The following is a 19824-nucleotide window of genomic DNA, read 5'->3' on the forward strand; positions in this document are numbered from 1 at the left end:
CCATTTATCTGAAGAATTTTTATCAAAAGTGAAACAAACGAGTGGTTCCAACTCGTCTGTATCTAAAATGAGGTATTGTTGCTAAAACCTTTTTATCATCTCCAACTTCACCCAATTTTAATCATGAAACCTTTTATCCCTATATAACGTAAATGAATCAGTGTTTGTCCTATGACAACGAGGAGGAAATCAGCATGAGTATAAAAAATGGGTCAAAACAAAACGCACCCCATGAGGTGATCAAGAAACACCTCGTGAAAGGGCAAAAGTTAGATTTAACAAAAGACAATCCAGCGGTCGACCAAATTCATATCGGGCTTGGCTGGGACCTGGCTGGTCAGCCAATTGATTTAGATACGCAAGTGTTTCTTTTAAATGAAGAGGACAAGCTGTTGTCTCCTAAGCATCTGATCTATTATCACCAGCAGCAAAGCTTAGATGGAGCTGTTCGTCATCTTGGTGATCATCAATTTGGCGGAGGGTATCGAGACAATGAAATGATTATTATGCAATTAAGCAGAGTCTCACCTGATATTCATAAAATTGTCGTCACAGCCACGATACATGATGCACACGAACGCCAGCATCATTTTGGACAAGTCACCAATGCCTACGTGCGACTTACGGATCAAATCTCGCAGCAAGAGATTTGTACCTTTCAGTTAACAGAGGATTATTCGTATTGTACATCCATTATATGCGCTGAACTCACGAGAGATCAGGAGGAATGGAAAATCACGGCGACCGGGCAAGGGACTACTCTAGATTTAAATGATTTATGCCGCATCTACGGATTTACATCTTGACGCAGGAAAGGAGCCGGCACCTATGGGATTTCATTTCAACACGATAGAAGAACTTACCTTACAAGCAGAAGGCAGCGGAATCTTTTTTGCCAAAAAAGGCGCCATGATTGCTGATCAAGGAAGTTTCCAATACCGCAAGCGATTACTTGGAACGAATAAAGGAAATATGGTCAGCCAAGTATTTAACCATATCAGCAGAAAATTCACAGGTGAAAACCTTGAGATGATGGAAGTGAGTGGACAAGGTACTTGCTACTTCGCGGATGCAAGCGAACATGTAACAGTGATTAATCTTGAGCCAAGCGGTCCTTGGCAGCATGTAAGTGTAGAAAGTGAAGATTTACTTGCCTTTACTGAGGAATGCCATTACGGCGTCACACCAGTAGGCGTTGGTATTTTATCACAGAAAGGACTGTTTACATCAAAACTCTCTTATCAAGGGCACGGAGCGCAAGTCGCCATTAAAACGAATGGAAATCCGCTCATTTTAAAAGCCCCCTGCCGTGTAGACCCTGACGCAATTGTTGCTTGGACAGGCAAAGCACCGAAGGTCAAACTAGATGTGAACTGGAAAACTTTCATTGGACAAACATCTGGCGAATCCTACTTATTTGAGTTTCAGGAACAAGATCAAATCGTCATTATCCAGCCATCTGAGCGCACATCTGGCTTACGGGTGGGCTTAGATGATAATCGCTACAAACCTCAGAGCCAGAGCTCCTCTCATGAATTCACCAATTCACAGCAAGAAAATAGAGGCGGCGGGATCAGTGATTTGATCGGAGGCATTTTACAACCGCGAAAATAAAGCATGTAGAGATTCTCTACATGCTTTTTCAATTCATCAAACCATTTGTCTCAATAAAGCTCCTTGTTTCTTCATTGCCGAGCTCATAAATCATTGTGTAAATCTCTTTTCTTTTTCTATCCATTTCATCATTTGGACTATCATAATGATATTCAAGAAACGGAACATGCGCCCGAAAGAAGCCTTTCCAATCTGTCATATACTGTTCATCGAAGTAGTCTCTCAGCTGCAAAATTTGATCATCATCTGCTTCTATTTGAAATTGCCAAGCCGCTGCATCTCTATGCTGCGATATCGATCCATCTTGTACGGATACATAGTATGTGTGTCTCGCCATCCGAATCATCCTTTTTGCCTTTAGTATGACCAGATATGAGGAAATTACGGCTTTTTGCGCAATTTATTTTTCAACATGTCCAATACATCAATAAACAACTGTGGAATGGGAACTCCAAGGGCTCTGGCTGTCGAGACGATTTGGTAAGATTCATAAATAATATAAAAGATGATCGCTAAATCCTTAATCGTCCCATTTGTCTTCAGCATGACATCGAAGAAATGTGCCATAGATATTAAGGAGACGGTCACGACCTTTCGAACAAGCCGCGTTAAAAACCGCTTCATTGTGAGCTGCCCAGTCAAAGATTCTCTTAGGCTTGAACAAATTAATTCAATAGCCATCAACGTCACTAAAATCATCAGTAAATATCCTGCTCCACCAAACAGAAAGCCCATCGCCGACAAACTCACTGTAACCAACGAAAAGATGCCTAAATCCTTGCTCACTTGGCATCAACATCCTTTCAAAGTGGAACTCCTTACCTCAATAGTATATGCCGAATTCTCGCAATAGCTTGGACGACAAAAAATAAAGGCGCTGTTATGTATTCAGGGAGACGAATGAGACCAAAAAAGCCGCCCATGAGGCGACTTCTCTTTTTAGACTCTGACATCAATAAATGAAGCATCTGAATCCTTTGGCTGAACAGCTTGAGGCTGCTGCTGCACTTGATCCAGCATCACCATAGCTTGTGCTGTATTCGTAGCAAGCTGTGAATTCAACAAACTAATATTGAGTGTCTTTTGAATGCTCGCTACTTGCTGACTCATCATTCCTGCAATAGAAGACATCTTCTTCCCTCCCTTCTCTTTTCTCTTCGGCTGAAAGCCCTATGATTTCAATGGGCTGTCTGTCCCTATTCCAATAAAAAAAGAATGTCGGTCTATTGATGACCGACATTCTTTTCACATACGTGTATTATCCTAAATATGCTTTAAGCATCCAGTTGTGTTTTTCAATGGATTGATGAATCGCAAGCAGCATATCACCTGTAGTTTCATCGCCAACCTCTGCAGCCAGCTCCATTCCTTTCTTTAATTCCTCAGCGATATTGGAGAAATCATTATATAGATTTTTCACCATTTGCTCCGCTGATTCTTTGCCTTCTGCTTCTTGAATGCTGGAAATTTCTAAGCACTCTTTCATTGTCGCAACAGGCTGTCCATTTAAAGCAAGCATACGCTCAGCCAAATCATCAATATATGTAGCTGTTTCTGTATATAGTTCTTCAAATTTCTCATGGAGTGTAAAGAAATCTTTTCCCTTTACATACCAATGATAGTTATGTAATTTCACGTAAAGCACAGTCCAATCAGCTACTTGTTTATTGACGACGTTTAATAATTGTTCAGACATATTTATTCCTCCTTATGTAATTGCGTTTAGTATGAGAATACCCTTTTCTTATTATACTGAAACCTGCCGTGTATTTCTTCTATTTTGACTGCATGAAATATATGTTAATATGGAAATAAGGAGGGAGTTAGATGCTGTTACTTGGGATTATCAGCTTTATCATTATCTCAATCGTTGTCTTTTTATCATTGTGGACGACATCGAAGGCTTATGAATATAAGCATAAAGTCGATTCACCACAGGATGCAGAACCAAATCAACGTCCTAATCCAAAATAAATCCGCTTTTAATGATGTGAGGTTTCTTCTTCTGCAGTAGTTGAACTCTCTTTTTTCACCTCACCTACGTGGATGTTCGTTTTCGGCATATTATGCTGCTGTTTAGCTGTCACATGGACTTGTATGATATAAAGGCCATCTTTTTTGAAGGCTGTGTGCAATTCGTATACACCTTTGTTTTCTTTCTTTGGCTGAATCATCTTGCTGTTATCCTTGTCGCCATCTTTCCACACTTCAAATTGAACATCATCTGCATCATCAACAGGCGTATCACCGTATGTGACAGCTGCTTTTACTATAACGCTTTCATTTTTCTCCACTTGCTCAGGTCCTGTGAGCTTTACTTCTAATAGCTCAGGCACTTCCCCTTTGCCGCTATTTGCTGCAGAGTTTCCACATGCACTCAATAACGTGAGTATCAGAATCATTCCCAACATTTTTCGCATCCTGCGTTTCCCCCTTCTTTTACTGACATGTCCATTTTAACAAATATCCCCTATTTTTACATCTCTGTTTGAATTCAAATAAAAAACCGGACATCTCAATGTCCGGTTCATCATTCTATTAACCAAATACTTTTAAAAGCTCTTCTTGATCCTGAGAAAGCCAGAAACGCATTAAACGTTTTGCCCCTTCAAGATCATGAAGCTTCGCTTGGCCGCATTGCTCTTCGTTTGCAGCAGGAATTTCTGTTACTTCAACCGCATCCTTGAATGTTGCATCAAGAAGTTCAACGATCTCTTTTGGAGTTGGTGCACCACTGACAACTAAATAGTAGCCTGTCTGGCAGCCCATTGGAGAAATATCAATGATATCAAAATGATCATATTTCTCTGAGTGTGTTCTAATATTAAACGCAAGCAAATGCTCTAATGTATGAATCGTATCAGGTTTCATCGCCTGCTTGTTGGGCTGACAAAAACGAATATCGAATTTATTTACTTCCCCATCTGATCCCACTTTATGAACGCCGCAATGACGAACATATGGCGCTTTTACAGCATTATGATCAAGTTCAAAGCTTTCGACTGAAGGCATAATCACCACTCCTATAATTGCAATTTCCTATATTATAACATATTTCTCCGACCAGTTTAGTTTATAAAACTTTCCTTCCTTGTTCTTTTTTCTTATACTGTGGAAGACAGACAAGGAGGAACCTCTATGAAACAAATTTTTATCGGCATAATACGCTTTTATCAAAAATGTATTTCCCCTCTGACACCGCCAAGCTGCCGGTTTTATCCAACATGCTCAAACTATGGACTAGAGGCAATCAAAACGCATGGCGCGGTCAAGGGCGGCTGGCTCACCATAAAACGGATTTTGAAATGTCATCCGCTTCATCCTGGCGGCATCGATCCTGTCCCGCCTAAAAAGGAAAAGTAACTTACTTTTCTTCATATCCGTTGACAACTAAGTCAAGCTTCCCTGTTCCAGGGTCAATGACAAGACCATGTACAGGTACATCTGATGGAAGAAGCGGGTGATTTTTTACTACAGACACACTGTCCTTCACGCTCTCTTCGACTGAACTAAAGCTTTTGAGCCACTGTTTAAAATCAATTCCTGAGTATTCCAGTACTTCAATACGTTTTTCTGGAATACCGCGCTCAACGGCTTTATTTAAAAGTGTTTGGCTGTCTATTTTGCTCATCCCGCAATCATGGTGCCCAATGACATATACCTCGTCAGCATTTAATTCGTAAACAGCAACTAAAATGCTTCGCATAATACTTCCAAATGGATGAGAAACAAGCGCCCCAGCACTTTTGACAATCTTAATATCACCATTTTTCATGTTCATGGCACGCGGAAGCAGTTCAACAAGTCTTGTATCCATACACGATAGAATGACAGCTTTTTTCTGTGGAAACTTTGTTGTTGTAAATTCTTCGTATTTCTTTTCTTCAATAAATTGTTGATTATATTCGATGATTTCATCTAAAAGTTTCATACGTTTGTCCATTCCTTTATCTTTTTTAAAAATAAATATAGCACAATGTAAGAAATTTCGTCACGTTTTGCAGCTTATTTTTTTAGAGGAAACATCTGCTGATGAAAATTTTTTATTTTCCTCTTTTCAAATCGTAATTATTACGATACAATAACTCAGGACATTAAATCGTAATCATTTCTATCTATTAGATTGAGAGGAGACATTTTCTACATGAAAAAAATCTTTTTTATTTTAACAGCTGCTTTATTCGCGATCGGTCTTGCCGCTTGCTCAAGCAGCGCGGGCACTAATGCTTCAAAAGGAAAAGCAGACGGGAAACTAATTGTTTACACCACGATCTTCCCACTCCAAGATTTCACTGAAAAAATTGGCGGCTCTCACGTTCATGCTCAAAGCGTGTATCCTGCAAATGCAGATGCACACACCTTTGAACCAAGTTCAAAAACAATGGTTGAAATGGCTGAAGGTGATGCCTTTATCTACAGCGGCACAGGGGCTGAAGCATTCGCAGACAAAACTGCTGCCACTTTAAAAGACCAAGGTGTGAAAACAGTCAAAGCAGCCGAAGGCATCAAATTGTTATCGACAAATGAAGAACATGCACATGAAGAAGGCGAAGATCATGACCATGAAGATGAAGACCATGATCATGACGGGCACGATCACGGAGATAAAGACCCTCATGCATGGTTAGACCCAGTTTATGCACAGCAAATGGCGAAAAACATTAAAGACACACTCGTCTCTTTAGATCCAGATCATAAAGACGAATACACAAAAAACTATGAACATCTAAAAAAAGATTTGCAATCGTTAGATCAAGAATTTAAAACAACGTTATCTAAAGCTAAACATAAAGAAATTCTTGTTTCTCACGCAGCTTATGGTTATTGGGAAAAGCGCTATGGCATTGAGCAAATCAGTGTTTTAGGGTTATCCGCTTCTGAGGAGCCATCACAAAAACAGCTCGAAAACATTGTACAAAAAGCGGAAAAGCATCACATTCAATACGTTATTTTTGAAAACAACGTCAGCAGCAAAGTATCAGATACAATCCGCAGTGAAATTGGGGCAAAAAGCTTAACCCTTAAAAATCTAGAATCCATTACTGAAGATGATGCCAAAAATGGAGAAAGCTACGTCAGCTTAATGAAACAAAACTTAAAGACCTTAAAAACTGCATTAAATGATTAATGCTTTGAACCCCGGTTGATCAGCCGGGGTTTTTTGCTGTAAAAAAGCACACCGTTATCAGGCGTGCTTTTTTGATTACATTTGATATTTTTTCTTAAACAGCTCGGCTCTTCCGCCTTTTTCTCCGAATTTTTGGCGTCCTGTATAAAAAGGATGCGTATCAGAGCTTGTTTCTACTTTAATGACAGGATACGTTTTCCCATCTTCCCACTCTACTGTCTCATTTGATGTCTTTGTTGATTTACTCAAGAAGCGGTAACCGCTGTTTACGTCCATAAATACAACTTCATGTGAGGTTGGATGAATATCTCTTTTCAATGTCAAAACTCCTTTCGTTAATAAAACGTAATGGTTACGTTTTATATTTATATTCTACTCCCTCTTTTACAACTTGTCAAAAAACAAGCTTTCTTAGTCAGGAAGAATAATCTAAAAATGGTGGAGAATAATAAGCATCATGAAAAAGAGAAGCGATAAGAAAGGCGGAGAAAAAATTGACTGATCTCGTTTTAGCTAGAAGCCTGTTCGGCACAACCATGGGCTTTCATATTATTTATGCCTCGCTTGGCGTTGGCATCCCGCTAATGATTTTGTTAGCTGAACTCATCTTTCAAAAAACGAAGGACCCGCATTATGCCATCATGGCCAAGCGGTGGACAAAAGCACAGGCTGTTCTGTTAGGGGTCGCCATTCCAACAGGTACTATTGCTGGTACGCAGCTTGCCCTTTTATGGCCAGGTTTTATGGAGGTCATCGGAAAGGTCATGTCACTGCCATTCCAGATTGAAATCTATGCGTTCTTTATAGAAGCATTATTTATGTCTATTTATGTGTACGCAGCGGATCGCCTATCAAATGCAATGCGCATCATTACGGTTATTTTTATCGTCATTGGTGCAGCTGCATCAGCGATTCTAATTACAAACGTACATGCTTTTGAAGGGACACCTGCCGGCTTTCAGATGGTGAATGGAGAAATCACAAATATCGAGCCTTGGAAGGCCTTTTTCAATCCAAGCTTTGCTGTAACTGCTACACATGTTGTGCTGTCTGCTTTTACAACAGGTGCTTTTGTGATTGCTTCAGTTGCAGCTTTTAAAATGCTCAAAACGAGAAAAAATGAGAAGCTCTATACATTTCATCGAAAAGCCCTTTTTCTTGGACTCATTGTAGGAGGACTTTTCTCTTTTCTAACAGCCTTAAATGGCCACGAATCCGCTCAGCTTCTGTATGAATATCAGCCTGAAAAGCTGGCTGGAGCTGAAGGTTTATTTGAAACGCAATCACATGCGCCTCTTGCAATAGGTGGTTTTACGGATGCTGATTCACAGGAAATTAAAGGTGCGATCGAAATTCCTTGGGCGCTCAGTTTTCTGGCAGGAAATAGCTTTGATACAGTGGTCAAAGGCTTAAATGATTTTCCTCGTGACGAGTGGCCGCCTTTATTTATACACACATTATTTAACGGCATGGTCATTATTGGATCGGTGCTCATTCTATTTGCGGTATTAGCACTACTTTACCGTAAAATTTTAAAACGGGACAAATTTCCGAAGTGGCTTCTTTTTCTTTACTTATTCGGCGGGCCTCTTAGTCTTTTGGCTATTGAATTTGGCTGGATCTTTGCTTGTACAGGCCGCCAGCCATGGGTTATTTATCGAATGCTCAAAACCTCAGAGGTTGTCACATCATCAGGCTCGATCGGGACACTTTTTATCCTTTTTGCCATTGTCTATCTCATCTTAGGCATAGCAACCGTCATAGTGCTGACTTACTACTTTAGGAAACATACGATTGAAGAAGACCTACGGTTAACAGAATCTTAAAAAGGGAGCGATCTTGATGCAAATGGATGTTACAACTGATGCGCTGATTGCAATCACCATCTTATGGGGATTCGTTTTTATCTATGCAGTGATGGCATCAATGGATTTCGGCGCAGGATTTTGGTCGATGATTTATATGAATAGAGAACAAACAAAGGCAGCTAATATCGCGAATAAGTATCTTTCTCCAACATGGGAAGTGACAAACGTCTTTATTGTCGCCATCGTTGTCGCATTGTTCAGCCTGTTTCCAGGTGCGACCTTTGTACTTGGTACCGTTTTATTAATACCCGGCAGCATTATTTTATTGCTTCTTGCACTGCGAAGCGGGTTTCTCGTGTTTTCTCATTCACTGCCTAAGAAATACCGAAAAGCGGTGACGTATATTTCAGGGATCAGCGGCTTTATCATTCCGTCCATCCTGATCATGGTTCTCCCAATCACCCATGGTGGCTTTATCTTTCAGGAGAACAACGTCTACTCATTAGATCTTGGACTGGTCTTTACAAGTGCAAATGTCTATTCTTTTATCGGCTTTGCCATTTTCAGCACCCTTTTTCTTTCGTCCTTGCTTTTAGCTGATTTCTCTAATGTTGCTGATGAAGATGAAGCTTACAGCATTTATAGAAGAGGGGCGCTCATTACGGGTCCACTTTCACTCATGATGGCCTTTTTTATCATGCTGACATTACGAAGCGAGGCCAATTGGCTGTTCACAAAAATGATGCAGAACATTCCTATTCTTCTTGTATCTCTCTTAATGTTTTTGCTCGCAGGACTGGCTCTATTTTTACCAAACAGCCGGTTTCAGCATCGGAAAGGGAGACCACGCCTTGCCGTCATTGCGATTACCATTCAATATTTCTTAGCAAGCTATGTGTATGGGCGTGCCCATTTGCCTTACATGGCTTATCCAGATATTACAATCATGTCTGGATTTACAGACCCTGTCACATTTAGGGCATTATTTATCACCTATATTGTAGGGTTTATCATCTTGTTTCCCGGATTTTATTTCTTCTGGAAATTATTTATGAAGGATAAGCGCTATATTCGTCAGGAAGATTAACATGAATGGACGAGCTTCATTTCGGTTACATTATAGATGAAAGACATACTCAAAAGGAGGTCATCTGTATGAGTCAAAAAATCCTTTGTGAAGTCAATAACTGTTCCTATTGGAATGCTGGAAACCGCTGTGGTGCAGATGCAATCTATGTTGTCAGCCACACAGGAAATACGGCTGAGAAAAGTGAAGAAACGGATTGTAAAACGTTTAAACCACAAGACCTTTAAGTCTCATTAAAGGAGGCGCTTCAATTTGAAACACGATCGGCTGCTTCAAACGTTTTTTGACGAAATTCATGACGCGGATGAAGCCGCATTCCACCAAGCCGCTCACTCCTTTTTAAATCTTTGGGATTATGAATATGGACATGCATCAAACATGCCAAGTGAAATTCATCAGTATATCGGACAGCTTACTTATGACAGCGAGCTGGTTGAAGAGTAAGAAAGAGCGGATCACCGCTCTTTCTTTTTTGTTCAGACAGGAAGGAAAAACTTTCTCTCACTATACCTAGATTCTATTTGGGATGCAAAAGGTGATTGCTTCGTTTTTATCTCACAAAATCATGTTTTGTAAACACGTCGATTTTATCAGAAAACGAACGGAGCGCTTGGTAATCAACTTCCACGCCCATTCCTGGTGAACGAGGCACCTCAATAAACCCATTTTCAACCTTAATTTCAGGAAAAATGATATCCTGCTCCCAAAATTTTGACGAAGCTGAAATATCACCGGGAATCGTAAATTGAGGAAGCGAAGCAAGTGCTACGTTCTGCGCTCGGGAAATACCTGTTTCAATCATCCCTCCGCACCATAACGGAATTTGATGCTCCTTACTGAACGTATGAATTTTAAGAGCCTCTGTCAATCCGCCAACTCGTGAAGGCTTCACATTAATAATTTGACAGCTGCCAAGCTCTACAGCTTTTCTAGCATCATCTAAAGAACAAATACTTTCATCTAAACAAATCGGCGTTTTTAAATGCTTTTGCAAATGGCGGTGGTCCACAATATCATCTGCAGCTAAAGGCTGTTCAATCATTAATAAACGAATATCGTCGAGCTGCTTAAGCTTGCTAATATCTTTTAATTCATAAGCAGAGTTTGCATCTGCCATTAATGGCAGATCAGGAAAAGACTCTCTGATCTTTTGAAGAAGTCCAATATCTTGCCCCGGTTTAATTTTCACCTTCACCCGCTGATAACCTTGGTCAACAAATTGCTGAATTTGCTCAAGCATATCGTCAATAGGGCCTAACCCCGCCACAACACCAGATGGTATTCTATCTTTTGTACCGCCTAATACATCGCGTAAAGACTTATTCTCACGCTTCGCATAAATATCCCAAACAGCCGCTTCAATGCCTGCTTTCGCCATCCTATTGCCTTTAAAATGATATAGACTGTCAGGGATTTCTGAAGGATGTGTAAAGGTGCGCGTCAGCACGTTCGGTATAAAGAAAGCCCTCAGCATATGATAGCAAGTCTCAATTGTTTCTTCTGTATACCACGGAGAAGAAAAAGCAGAGACTTCTCCCCATCCAGTTAATCCTGTCTGATCTTTGACTTCAACAATAATAAACTCACGCTCTGAAATGGTTCCAAGACTTGTTGTAAATGGCTGTTTAAGCTTCATCGTGACATGATATAAAATTACTCGTTCAATTTGAATCATTTGAAAACCCCTTTGATCTGAGTCTGTGCCTTTGCAATTTATTCGACGCATTTCTTGGCAGCTCGTCCACAAAGTGAAAAGCGGCGGGCCATTTATATTTGGCTAAATGCGACTCACATAAAGCATAGAGCTCATTCTCCGGTATTTTATCATCTGTTACAAGGAAAGCAGCAGGTACCTTTCCCCATCTATCATCATACATACCCGTTACTCCGGCTTCCTTTACATGCGGATGTGTTAGCAGAACCGCTTCAATTTCCGCAGGATAAATATTTTCTCCGCCAGAAATAATTAAATCTGAACGGCGGTCAAGCACAAATAAGAACCCTTCCTCATCCACATAGCCAATATCACCCGTTTTCAGCCAGCCCTCATCAAAGGCAGCCGCGGTCGCTTCTTCACGGTAAAGGTATCCTTTCATCACATTTGCACCTTTCACCATAATTTCGCCATGCTCAAAAGGACGGCAAATGCGATCACCATCTTGAATTTTCAGCTCACACCCAAAAAGAGGTTTTCCCGCTGACCCAAGCTTCTCTACACTAAATTCGGGCGCAAGGGTCACAATTTGTGAACAGGTTTCCGTCATCCCGTACGATTGAAAGACAGGAAAGCCCTTCTCTTTGCTTTCTTGAAGCATCGCATAAGGCGCAGGTCCTCCGCCTAATAAAAGACAGCGCAAAGAAGACGGACATTCTGCCAATCTGCTTAACAAACGAGATAACATCGTCTGCACAACAGAAATCATCGTTACACGATGCCGTTCAATAGAATCCTTTACTTCATCGACGTCAAACTTCTGATGAAGCACGACTGTCATTCCATATATCACAGACTTAAATAAAGCAGATAAGCCGCTAATATGAAAAAGAGGCAGGGCAATGAGCCAGCGGTCATCCTCTCTGAGACCCAGATTCAATGCAGAGGAAACAGCACTATGAAAATGATTGCCAAACGTTTGCTCTACCCCTTTTGGACGTCCTGTTGTCCCAGATGTATACATGATGGTCGCTGTTTCATTCAAATCAAATTCACTCTCGATCTTGTTGACATGGCCTTGCCCTGGTTCAGGTAAAGTTTCCATTGTATAAACGGGTAAATCACCCTCATGATCGCTTGCATAACTAGATTCTGTTAATAACGCCGCGGCTTTTGCATCCTTTAGCTGATAGCGCCTTTCAGCTTTTGTCAGCTTATTATTCAATAGCACAATTTTTAACCCTAATAAAAAACAGGCATGTACAAGCATCACCATATGAGGATGATTGTTCATCAAAAGCGCAACCGTTTCCCCTTTTTTCAATGATGCCTGAGCAAGTCTATTTGAAAGCTCTTCCGCTTCTTGAGCTAATTCGTGAAATGTCCACTCTTTCTCATGATAAATGAGTGCGACTCGATCTGGCGTTAAATAGGCACGGTGCAGCAGCCAATTAGGTTGCTTCATCATGACACCTCCTTTTTGTAAAAGAAAACAGCTTAGTCTGATGCACTAAGCTGTTGTTCATTGATATCATTGAATCAAGGGAAACGCGGGAACTGGCCGAAGTCCGGCTTGCGTTTTTCCTTAAAGGAATCGCGTCCTTCTTTTGCTTCATCTGTTGTGTAATAAAGAAGTGTCGCATCTCCTGCAAATTGCTGAATTCCAGCTAATCCATCCGTATCTGCGTTAAATGCAGCCTTCAAGAATCGTAAAGCAGTCGGGCTCTTTTCTAGCATCTCTTCACACCACTTCACCGTTTCTTCTTCAAGCTGATCTAATGGCACAACTGTGTTAACAAGTCCCATATCAAGCGCTTCTTGTGCATTGTATTGACGGCATAAGTACCAGATTTCTCTTGCTTTCTTATGACCAACAATACGTGCAAGGTAGCCTGAACCATAACCAGCATCAAAGCTGCCTACTTTTGGACCTGTTTGTCCAAAAATCGCATTATCTGCTGCAATCGTCAGGTCACACACAACGTGAAGAACGTGGCCTCCGCCAATCGCGTAACCTGCTACCATTGCGATAACTGGTTTTGGAATGACACGGATCAAACGCTGCAAGTCTAATACATTTAGACGTGGAATTTGATCGTCTCCTACATAACCGCCATGGCCGCGAACTTTTTGGTCTCCACCAGAACAGAATGCTTTTCCGCCAGCACCTGCAAGTACGATCACACCAACTTCTGAATTATCACGAGCCCGTGAAAATGCATCAATTAATTCACTAACAGTTTTCGGGGTAAACGCGTTATGTACGTGCGGACGATTAATCGTAATCTTTGCGATCCCATTGTACGTTTCATATAAAATTTCGTCATACTGACGCTCAGTTTGCCATTCAATAGCCATCAATATTTCCTCCTCTAATCTTGCGCTAAAATAAACTCACTTACTATTTTACCAAAAAAATGTGGTTGTTCCACATGAACTGTATGCCCAGCATGCTCAGCCACTATAAATTGACTTCCTTTCAGCTCCTGCTGCATACGTTTGCCGATATGGCAGAACTTTTCATCTAGCGTTCCACAAATGAACAAAGCAGGCAAATGAATATGCTTTAACGCCTTCCAAACAGACGGCTGTGAACCTGTTCCAATTCCTTCTAAGCTGCGAGCCAGTCCAAGAGGATTGGCTTTTAGTCTTCCCTCTCTCAGCTCAGTCTGCCTTTCCGCTGATAAAGTTTTCTGCGACGCAAACAAAGGGATGCTTTCCCAAAAATCCACAAACTTCACTAAGCCTTCATGTCTAATTTTTTGAGCGAGCTGATGATCATGCTTTAGTCTTGCCATCCGCTCTTTAAAAGTGCGAAGCCCAGGAGATGTACTCTCAAGAATCAATTTATTGACACGATCTGGATAACGAGCGGCAAATGATAAAGCAATACGTCCTCCCATAGAATATCCGAGAATATTCACTTTGTGAAGCTTTAATTGGTTTAAAATCTCTACAAGATCTGCCAGCTGCTGAGACATGGCATATCTTCTCACACTTTCTGGCGAGTCCGTACGCCCATGTCCAAGCAAGCTGATCTGAATCAGTCTTGTATTCTCCAAATAAGCATTCAAGAACGTCCAAGACGCTGCACTTCCAGTGAAGCCGTGTAAGCATAATGTGGCATTTGCTGCCGAAGGGTTCTGGTCCACCACTTCGTACGCTACCCCATCACGCATTCTTATGATGAGCGAAGGCATTCTTTTTTCACTTCTTCCAATATGTCATCCATCATTTGACGGTGCTTGTCTACACGGGAATGACGATCTGTTTCAATTTCAATTAAATGAAGCCCAGGTTCATCGATATGCGCCATGTACACATCATGTAACTCTTGTTTCGTTGCCGGTTTCGAATAGGTTCCCCCATATAACTTCGATGCATACTCAAAATTCAGTCCTGTCGGCGTACCGAAGAGCTTTTCATAATAAGGTTTATCAGACGCCTGCGGAAGGAAAGAAAAGATACCTCCCCCATCATTGTTTATCAAAACAACTGTCAGCGGAATGTCCATCAGCTTAGCTGCAAGCAGACCGTTCATATCATGGTAAAATGATAAATCTCCAATGACTAAAGTGACTGGCTGCTTCAAGGCTGCATACGTGCCAAGTGCTGTGGACACAACGCCGTCAATGCCATTTGCTCCGCGATTCGCCATCATTCGAAAAGGCTTGGACTGAGTCTCAAAAAATGTATCTACATCACGAATCGGCATACTATTACCGATAAAAAGGACACTCTCCTTTGGCAAGAGGTGCTGAAGCTGACGGTACACATTCCCTTCAAAGGACAAATCCTCATCTGAATAGCGGGCTGCATGCGTTCTGAATGAAGAATTAGCATTCTGCCAGCAGTTTAAGAAACTTGTCTCTTTACGTTGTACTGCTTGATTTAATGCTGCTTCTACAAAAGCAGAGACAGTACTTTCAATGACGTATGAAGCACTTAACCCAGGATCACGGAAGCCTCCGGCAGCATCAACAACAATCTGCTTTACTTCCGCATGTTTTTCCAGCCACTTGAATAAGGGCTTAGATACAGGCATCGGTCCAAAGCGAATGACCATATCCGGCAATAGGTGCTGCTGTAATGCTTCATCTTTTAATAAAGAATCATACGCATCGATGATCAGATCTTCATTTTCATGTCCGTTGCGTAAAAGAGACAGCGGGTCAGCTAAAATAGGTAAATGCAGAGCTTTCGAAAGGCGTAAAACCGCCTCTTTTTCTTCCTGTGTATGAAGTTCACCAGCCACAATCAGTCCCTTTTTGGATTGGTTCATGACGGTTACGATTTCAGACATCACTCGATCATTTGGGAAAGCCTGACCTGATGCTAATACCTTTTTCGTGTCTGATTCTTCTCGCGCGAAAGGATCAATAGACAGATCAGGAAGCAATGGTTCTCTCAAAGGTACATTGATTTGAACAGGCCCCTTTGGCTCCTGCATCGACATGTGATTTGCTCTCGCAGCTGCTGTCTGAACATAACGCAGCATCGTTTGACTTTCCTCTGGCAATGCTAAGTCTGTGAACCATTTAACAAACTTACCGAATAAGAATTGCTGATCAATCGCTTGAGGTGCCCCAACTTCCCTCAATTCGTGCGGCCGATCAGCAGTTAAAACAATAAGAGGTACACGAGAATAATGCGCCTCTACAATGGCAGGATAAAAATTAGCAGCTGCTGTACCTGATGTACAAATGAGCAGCACTGGTGATTGACTTGCTTTTGCAAGACCAAGCGCATAAAAAGCAGCAGACCGTTCGTCCACTAAAACATGGACATGGATGTCTTGATGAGCAAGGGCCAGCATCGCAAGCGGAGTTGAACGAGAACCAGGACAGACAACTGCCTCTTTCACACCACCTTGAACGAATTCATCCATCAATCTGCCTATATATGTTGTCATGATGTGATTATTCAATAGGATGACCTCCAAGAGCAGACAGCATTGGTCTTAACTTCACTTGTGTTTCCTCATACTCCTGCTTTGCAAGGGAATCCTCTACAATTCCGCAGCCAGCGAACAAACGAACACGATCTTCCTCAATAAGACCTGACCGAATGGCTACAGCAAACTCTCCATTATCCTGAGAATCAATCCAGCCTACCGGCGCTGCATACCAGCCGCGCTTAAGCGGTTCGATTTCACGAATCACTTCAACCGCCTTTTCTTTAGGATATCCGCCTAATGCCGGCGTCGGATGAAGCTGCTCAATTAATGAAAAGAGGGAACAGCTGCTTTTGATTTCTCCTACAATCGGTGTAAACAAATGCTGAATGTTTTTTGTTTTATAAAGACTTGGTTGATTTGGTTTATGCACATGAAGGCAATTCGCTTTAAATGCTTGCTCAATCATATTGACGACAATTTGATGTTCAATCAAATTCTTCTCATCATGCAGCAGTTCCTCGCCTAATGCGTGATCCTCCGCTTCATCTTTTCCGCGAACAATGGAACCTGCTAAACAGGATGAAAAGACCTCTCCACCGCTTTTTTTCACTAAGCGTTCCGGCGTGGCTCCGACAAATGCTTGTCTTCCCTGTTCAACCGCAAATACATAACTCGTTGTTTGGTGCTTTAATAATTCTGCTAATAGTGGAGCAAGTTCAATTTGATTTTTATAGTGAAGCAAGACTTCTCTTGCTAAAACAACCTTTTCATATTCGTTTGCACGAATGTGGTCTGTCGCTTCTTGGATCGCCTTCATCCACTCGTTCACATCCAGCTCTTCCATATGAACAAGTTCAGCTTGTCCACCAGTCCGTACTGGCAATGCCTCGAAACGGGAGGCTTTTTGTTCTAATTCTTGAATAAGCTGATGAACATTCCCGTCCACCTGCTTCCACTCATTGATCGTAAGAAAACTGCCTTCTTTTGAGACAGTCAGCATGATCGATGGCACAAAAAAATGAGCCTCGCCAAAAGCTTCCCAATGACGCGCCTTCTCTTCCTGCGGATCAAACGAGAATCCTCCAAATAAAAGCGGACCAACAGCCGCTTGCTTTAACTCCTTCACATCATGAAAATGGAACATGTGCTGCTTTAGCTGTTCCCATTCTTGATGGACTATATCGAATCGTTCCTTGCCTTGCTCAGATGATTTAATGACGGCCACTCTGCCAAGTCCAGAAAATATCATTTGGCTTTCTGGATCAGACCAAAAAAACCGCTCGCCTAAAAAATCCGCTTCTCCGCTTTGGAAAAAGGCAAGAGGATCCAGATCGTCAACTCTTCTGGAGTAGCTTATCAAAACAGCATGGTTGACGTTATTCGCTTCTTCTAATGTCGCGAGCGCTTCCTGCCGGAAAGTACTTTGCACTGTTGTCACCATGATACATTCCTCCAAAATCCATGAAATAACATAAAAAATAAAACCATAACAAAAAAATACATGAACATTCGAATATGTCGAATGACCTGCTTTTCTATTATAAACCTTAACAGATGAACTTAGTAAAGAAAACAGCTTTTAAAACCTCGAATCCTTATTATATCACGCTTTCAAGATTTTTTCGCTCCTGCTTATTGAAACGAGAGCATCAAAGATAAAAGGGCAGGACCTGTTCTAAAATCAAGCTTTTCTTCGATATGGCAACGATTAGCAAACATCTTTTTCCCGATTCATCGCATCAATATATTGACACCTTTTTGAACTTTGCTAAACTGGAATTTGGACGTGTACGTATTTTTTTATTTAAAGGAGTATATTTTATGCAGCATCAATCGATATCAGATCAGCTTTCACCAATAAAGCCTGATAAAAACTGGCGAATTTGGTGGAATTTACTACGACCGCATACACTAACAGCGGCATTTATTCCCGTTACTTTAGGAACTGTTTTAGCACTTCCAAGTGGTCAAATACATGTTGGGCTATTTTTAGCCATGCTGTTTGCATCTATGTTTATCCAAATCGCAACAAACATGTTTAATGAGTACTTTGATTATGTTCGCGGGCTTGACAACGAGAAATCTGTCGGCATCGGCGGAGCCATTGTAAGAAACGGTGTGAAGCCAAAGACAGTCCTCAGCCTCGCTTATGCACTATTTGCGCTTTCTTTATTACTTGGGGTATATATTTGCATGATGTCTAGCTGGTGGATTGCACTAATAGGACTTATTTGTATGGCAGCAGGCTATTTCTATACTGGCGGCCCTGTACCAATTGCATATACACCGTTTGGAGAACTTGTTTCAGGTGCTTTTATGGGATTAGGAATCATCCTGATTAGTTTCTATATCCAAACAGGCACACTGACGTCTAAAGCGGTTCTCATCTCACTACCAATTTCTATTCTAGTTGGTGCCATCTTACTATCGAACAATATCCGTGATTTAGACGGGGATAAGGAAAATGGACGAAGAACACTTGCCATTCTTGCTGGACGCAAAGCTGCAGTGAACATTTTACTTTCCATGTTTTTGGTATCATATGTACTCATTTTTGTTTATATCTTCACAGATATCGTCGGTCTTTGGAGTCTTCTTGTTTTACTGAGTGTGCCAAAAGCCTATACAGCCATTAAAGAGTTTAAGCAAAAAGAAAAACCGATTGAATTAATGAATGCCATGAAATCTACAGCTCAAACCAATACATTTTTTGGTTTTCTGCTGACGATCGCTTTAATCATACAATACTATATCGCGTAACAAAGAACGCCTGCAGCCGCAGGCGTTTTTTTAATAAGGAATTGCTTCAAATTGGAACTAGTCTTACATACAAAATTGCTCATACTAACAATATGTTTGATATGAAAGGATGATCGCTTTGTTGTCTAAAGACGTATTACATCATTTGAAGCAGCGCCTTCTTGATGAAAAGAAAGAACTTGAAGCCAAAAGCCATGACGATGAACAGAAAGTATCCTTTCCTTACGATTCGATCGGTGAATTGTCTGCCTATGATAACCACCCGGGTGATCAAGGGACAGAGCTGTTCGAGCGGGGGAAAGATATTGCTTTAAACAGCTTGGAACATGAACATATGTTAGACATCAATGAAGCACTCCAAGCCATTGCAGACGGCTCTTATGGTCTGTGCAAGGTCTGTAAAGCCCCTATTCCAAAGGAACGCTTAGAAGCCTTGCCTACTGCCGTCACATGCACAGAGCATTCAAAAGAACAGACCGTTTCACAAAACCGTCCGATTGAAGAGGATTTATTAAGTCCGCCCGCGGGACAATTTGAAAATGAAGAAAGTGCTGCATACGATGGAGAGGATGCCTACCAAGACGTAGAACGCTACGGAAACTCTGAGACCCCATCTGATATGGAATTCCCTCCTCTAACATACGATGATGTATATACACAATCAGAAGATGAAGATTATGTGGAGGACTACGAAGGATTCGCAGCTGCTGATATTGAAGGAAAAGCAAGCAAGGTGTATCCGAACAAAGCACACGAGGCCTATGAAGAAGCACTAGACGAAGAAGGTGTCATGACGGTATTTGGTGACTTGAAACCGTACGAGGAAGAACCTTATACAGAAGAAAATCATTAGTCCCCTCATATTGGGGGCTTTAT

The 19824-nt window shown here is 41.4% G+C and carries 25 protein-coding genes; 11 read left to right on the forward strand and 14 right to left on the reverse strand.

The window, feature by feature from the left end; translation table 11 throughout:
• The first annotated feature begins 194 nt into the window (after positions 1 to 194).
• Both MHI08_RS13780 and MHI08_RS13785 read left to right on the forward strand, forming a co-directional pair.
• Entirely contained in the window at positions 195 to 806 is a 612-nt protein-coding gene (locus tag MHI08_RS13780) for a TerD family protein (RefSeq protein ID WP_046312174.1), read from the forward strand.
• 22 nt (positions 807 to 828) lie between these two features.
• The gene (locus tag MHI08_RS13785; protein WP_342499703.1) at positions 829 to 1614 is read left to right on the forward strand and encodes an AIM24 family protein; all 786 of its coding nucleotides are present in this window, start codon (positions 829 to 831) and stop codon (positions 1612 to 1614) included.
• Positions 1615 to 1642: 28 nt separating this feature from the next.
• Here the strand turns inward: MHI08_RS13785 and MHI08_RS13790 are convergent, their stop codons facing one another.
• The 4 genes from MHI08_RS13790 to MHI08_RS13805 all read right to left on the reverse strand — a co-directional run bounded on the left by MHI08_RS13790 (position 1643) and on the right by MHI08_RS13805 (position 3310).
• Positions 1643 to 1951: a hypothetical protein gene (locus tag MHI08_RS13790; protein WP_024425787.1), complete on the reverse strand. Its 309-nt coding sequence runs from the start codon at positions 1949 to 1951 to the stop codon at positions 1643 to 1645.
• Positions 1952 to 1995: 44 nt separating this feature from the next.
• Positions 1996 to 2400: a phage holin family protein gene (locus MHI08_RS13795; protein WP_024424924.1), complete on the reverse strand. Its 405-nt coding sequence runs from the start codon at positions 2398 to 2400 to the stop codon at positions 1996 to 1998.
• Between the two features lie 153 nt (positions 2401 to 2553).
• Positions 2554 to 2745 (reverse strand): hypothetical protein, encoded by a 192-nt coding sequence (locus tag MHI08_RS13800; RefSeq protein ID WP_024424925.1) that lies wholly within the window; start codon positions 2743 to 2745, stop codon positions 2554 to 2556.
• Positions 2746 to 2872: 127 nt separating this feature from the next.
• Positions 2873 to 3310, reverse strand: coding sequence for a Dps family protein (locus tag MHI08_RS13805; protein ID WP_133744337.1), 438 nt, complete (start codon positions 3308 to 3310; stop codon positions 2873 to 2875).
• Between the two features lie 131 nt (positions 3311 to 3441).
• Here MHI08_RS13805 and ytzI point away from each other — a divergent pair, with 131 nt between their 5' ends.
• Positions 3442 to 3588 carry a YtzI protein gene (ytzI, locus tag MHI08_RS13810; RefSeq protein WP_003217544.1) on the forward strand — a complete coding sequence of 49 codons (147 nt, stop codon included), beginning with the start codon at positions 3442 to 3444 and terminating at the stop codon, positions 3586 to 3588.
• 8 nt (positions 3589 to 3596) lie between these two features.
• On the opposite strand, the gene MHI08_RS13815 is transcribed toward ytzI, so the two are convergent.
• Together MHI08_RS13815 and MHI08_RS13820 are read right to left on the reverse strand one after the other, a co-directional pair.
• A complete protein-coding gene (locus MHI08_RS13815) occupies positions 3597 to 4034 on the reverse strand; it encodes a FixH family protein (protein WP_024425786.1) in 438 nt (145 codons plus the stop codon).
• Between the two features lie 118 nt (positions 4035 to 4152).
• Positions 4153 to 4626 (reverse strand): S-ribosylhomocysteine lyase, encoded by a 474-nt coding sequence (locus MHI08_RS13820; protein ID WP_003217624.1) that lies wholly within the window; start codon positions 4624 to 4626, stop codon positions 4153 to 4155.
• A 126-nt stretch (positions 4627 to 4752) separates the two neighbouring features.
• Here MHI08_RS13820 and yidD point away from each other — a divergent pair, with 126 nt between their 5' ends.
• Positions 4753 to 4977, forward strand: coding sequence for a membrane protein insertion efficiency factor YidD (yidD, locus tag MHI08_RS13825; protein WP_024425785.1), 225 nt, complete (start codon positions 4753 to 4755; stop codon positions 4975 to 4977).
• 1 nt (position 4978) lies between these two features.
• Here yidD and MHI08_RS13830 read toward each other — a convergent pair whose 3' ends face one another.
• Positions 4979 to 5545: a carbonic anhydrase gene (locus MHI08_RS13830; protein ID WP_024424929.1), complete on the reverse strand. Its 567-nt coding sequence runs from the start codon at positions 5543 to 5545 to the stop codon at positions 4979 to 4981.
• A 213-nt stretch (positions 5546 to 5758) separates the two neighbouring features.
• Between MHI08_RS13830 and MHI08_RS13835 the strand changes: the two genes are divergently transcribed.
• Positions 5759 to 6742: a zinc ABC transporter substrate-binding protein gene (locus MHI08_RS13835; RefSeq protein ID WP_342499704.1), complete on the forward strand. Its 984-nt coding sequence runs from the start codon at positions 5759 to 5761 to the stop codon at positions 6740 to 6742.
• A 75-nt stretch (positions 6743 to 6817) separates the two neighbouring features.
• On the opposite strand, the gene MHI08_RS13840 is transcribed toward MHI08_RS13835, so the two are convergent.
• Positions 6818 to 7060: a type B 50S ribosomal protein L31 gene (locus tag MHI08_RS13840; protein ID WP_034665302.1), complete on the reverse strand. Its 243-nt coding sequence runs from the start codon at positions 7058 to 7060 to the stop codon at positions 6818 to 6820.
• Between the two features lie 176 nt (positions 7061 to 7236).
• Here MHI08_RS13840 and MHI08_RS13845 point away from each other — a divergent pair, with 176 nt between their 5' ends.
• The 4 genes from MHI08_RS13845 (at position 7237) to MHI08_RS13860 (ending at position 10081) form a co-directional block, all read left to right on the forward strand.
• Positions 7237 to 8568, forward strand: a complete 1332-nt coding sequence (locus MHI08_RS13845; RefSeq protein WP_024424932.1) for a cytochrome ubiquinol oxidase subunit I — start codon at positions 7237 to 7239, stop codon at positions 8566 to 8568.
• A 22-nt stretch (positions 8569 to 8590) separates the two neighbouring features.
• A complete protein-coding gene (locus MHI08_RS13850) occupies positions 8591 to 9637 on the forward strand; it encodes a cytochrome d ubiquinol oxidase subunit II (RefSeq protein WP_342500197.1) in 1047 nt (348 codons plus the stop codon).
• A 68-nt stretch (positions 9638 to 9705) separates the two neighbouring features.
• Entirely contained in the window at positions 9706 to 9864 is a 159-nt protein-coding gene (locus tag MHI08_RS13855) for a DUF1540 domain-containing protein (protein ID WP_008360682.1), read from the forward strand.
• 25 nt (positions 9865 to 9889) lie between these two features.
• A complete protein-coding gene (locus tag MHI08_RS13860; RefSeq protein ID WP_342499705.1) occupies positions 9890 to 10081 on the forward strand; it encodes a hypothetical protein in 192 nt (63 codons plus the stop codon).
• Between the two features lie 106 nt (positions 10082 to 10187).
• Here MHI08_RS13860 and menC read toward each other — a convergent pair whose 3' ends face one another.
• From menC to MHI08_RS13890, 6 genes are all read right to left on the reverse strand, one after another.
• On the reverse strand, positions 10188 to 11312 hold the full coding sequence (gene menC, locus MHI08_RS13865; RefSeq protein WP_024424935.1) for an o-succinylbenzoate synthase: 1125 nt from the start codon (positions 11310 to 11312) through the stop codon (positions 10188 to 10190).
• Positions 11299 to 12759 (reverse strand): o-succinylbenzoate--CoA ligase, encoded by a 1461-nt coding sequence (locus MHI08_RS13870; RefSeq protein WP_342499706.1) that lies wholly within the window; start codon positions 12757 to 12759, stop codon positions 11299 to 11301. The genes menC and MHI08_RS13870 overlap by 14 nt, the downstream gene beginning before the upstream one ends.
• Positions 12760 to 12830: 71 nt before the next feature.
• Positions 12831 to 13649, reverse strand: coding sequence for a 1,4-dihydroxy-2-naphthoyl-CoA synthase (menB, locus tag MHI08_RS13875; RefSeq protein ID WP_024424937.1), 819 nt, complete (start codon positions 13647 to 13649; stop codon positions 12831 to 12833).
• Between the two features lie 14 nt (positions 13650 to 13663).
• Positions 13664 to 14491, reverse strand: coding sequence for a 2-succinyl-6-hydroxy-2,4-cyclohexadiene-1-carboxylate synthase (gene menH / locus MHI08_RS13880; protein ID WP_056766981.1), 828 nt, complete (start codon positions 14489 to 14491; stop codon positions 13664 to 13666).
• Positions 14473 to 16218 (reverse strand): 2-succinyl-5-enolpyruvyl-6-hydroxy-3-cyclohexene-1-carboxylic-acid synthase, encoded by a 1746-nt coding sequence (gene menD, locus MHI08_RS13885; RefSeq protein WP_056766979.1) that lies wholly within the window; start codon positions 16216 to 16218, stop codon positions 14473 to 14475. Before menD ends, menH begins: the two co-directional genes overlap by 19 nt.
• Entirely contained in the window at positions 16211 to 17629 is a 1419-nt protein-coding gene (locus tag MHI08_RS13890) for an isochorismate synthase (protein ID WP_056766977.1), read from the reverse strand. Before MHI08_RS13890 ends, menD begins: the two co-directional genes overlap by 8 nt.
• A gap of 380 nt (positions 17630 to 18009) precedes the next feature.
• Between MHI08_RS13890 and MHI08_RS13895 the strand changes: the two genes are divergently transcribed.
• Together MHI08_RS13895 and MHI08_RS13900 are read left to right on the forward strand one after the other, a co-directional pair.
• On the forward strand, positions 18010 to 18948 hold the full coding sequence (locus MHI08_RS13895) for a 1,4-dihydroxy-2-naphthoate polyprenyltransferase (protein ID WP_025093657.1): 939 nt from the start codon (positions 18010 to 18012) through the stop codon (positions 18946 to 18948).
• A gap of 118 nt (positions 18949 to 19066) precedes the next feature.
• Positions 19067 to 19801, forward strand: coding sequence for a TraR/DksA C4-type zinc finger protein (locus MHI08_RS13900; protein ID WP_056766975.1), 735 nt, complete (start codon positions 19067 to 19069; stop codon positions 19799 to 19801).
• The last annotated feature ends 23 nt before the right edge of the window (positions 19802 to 19824 follow it).

Source organism: Bacillus sp. FSL M7-0791, assembly GCF_038627085.1.
In the GTDB taxonomy this organism is placed as follows: Bacteria; Bacillota; Bacilli; order Bacillales; family Bacillaceae; genus Bacillus; species Bacillus safensis.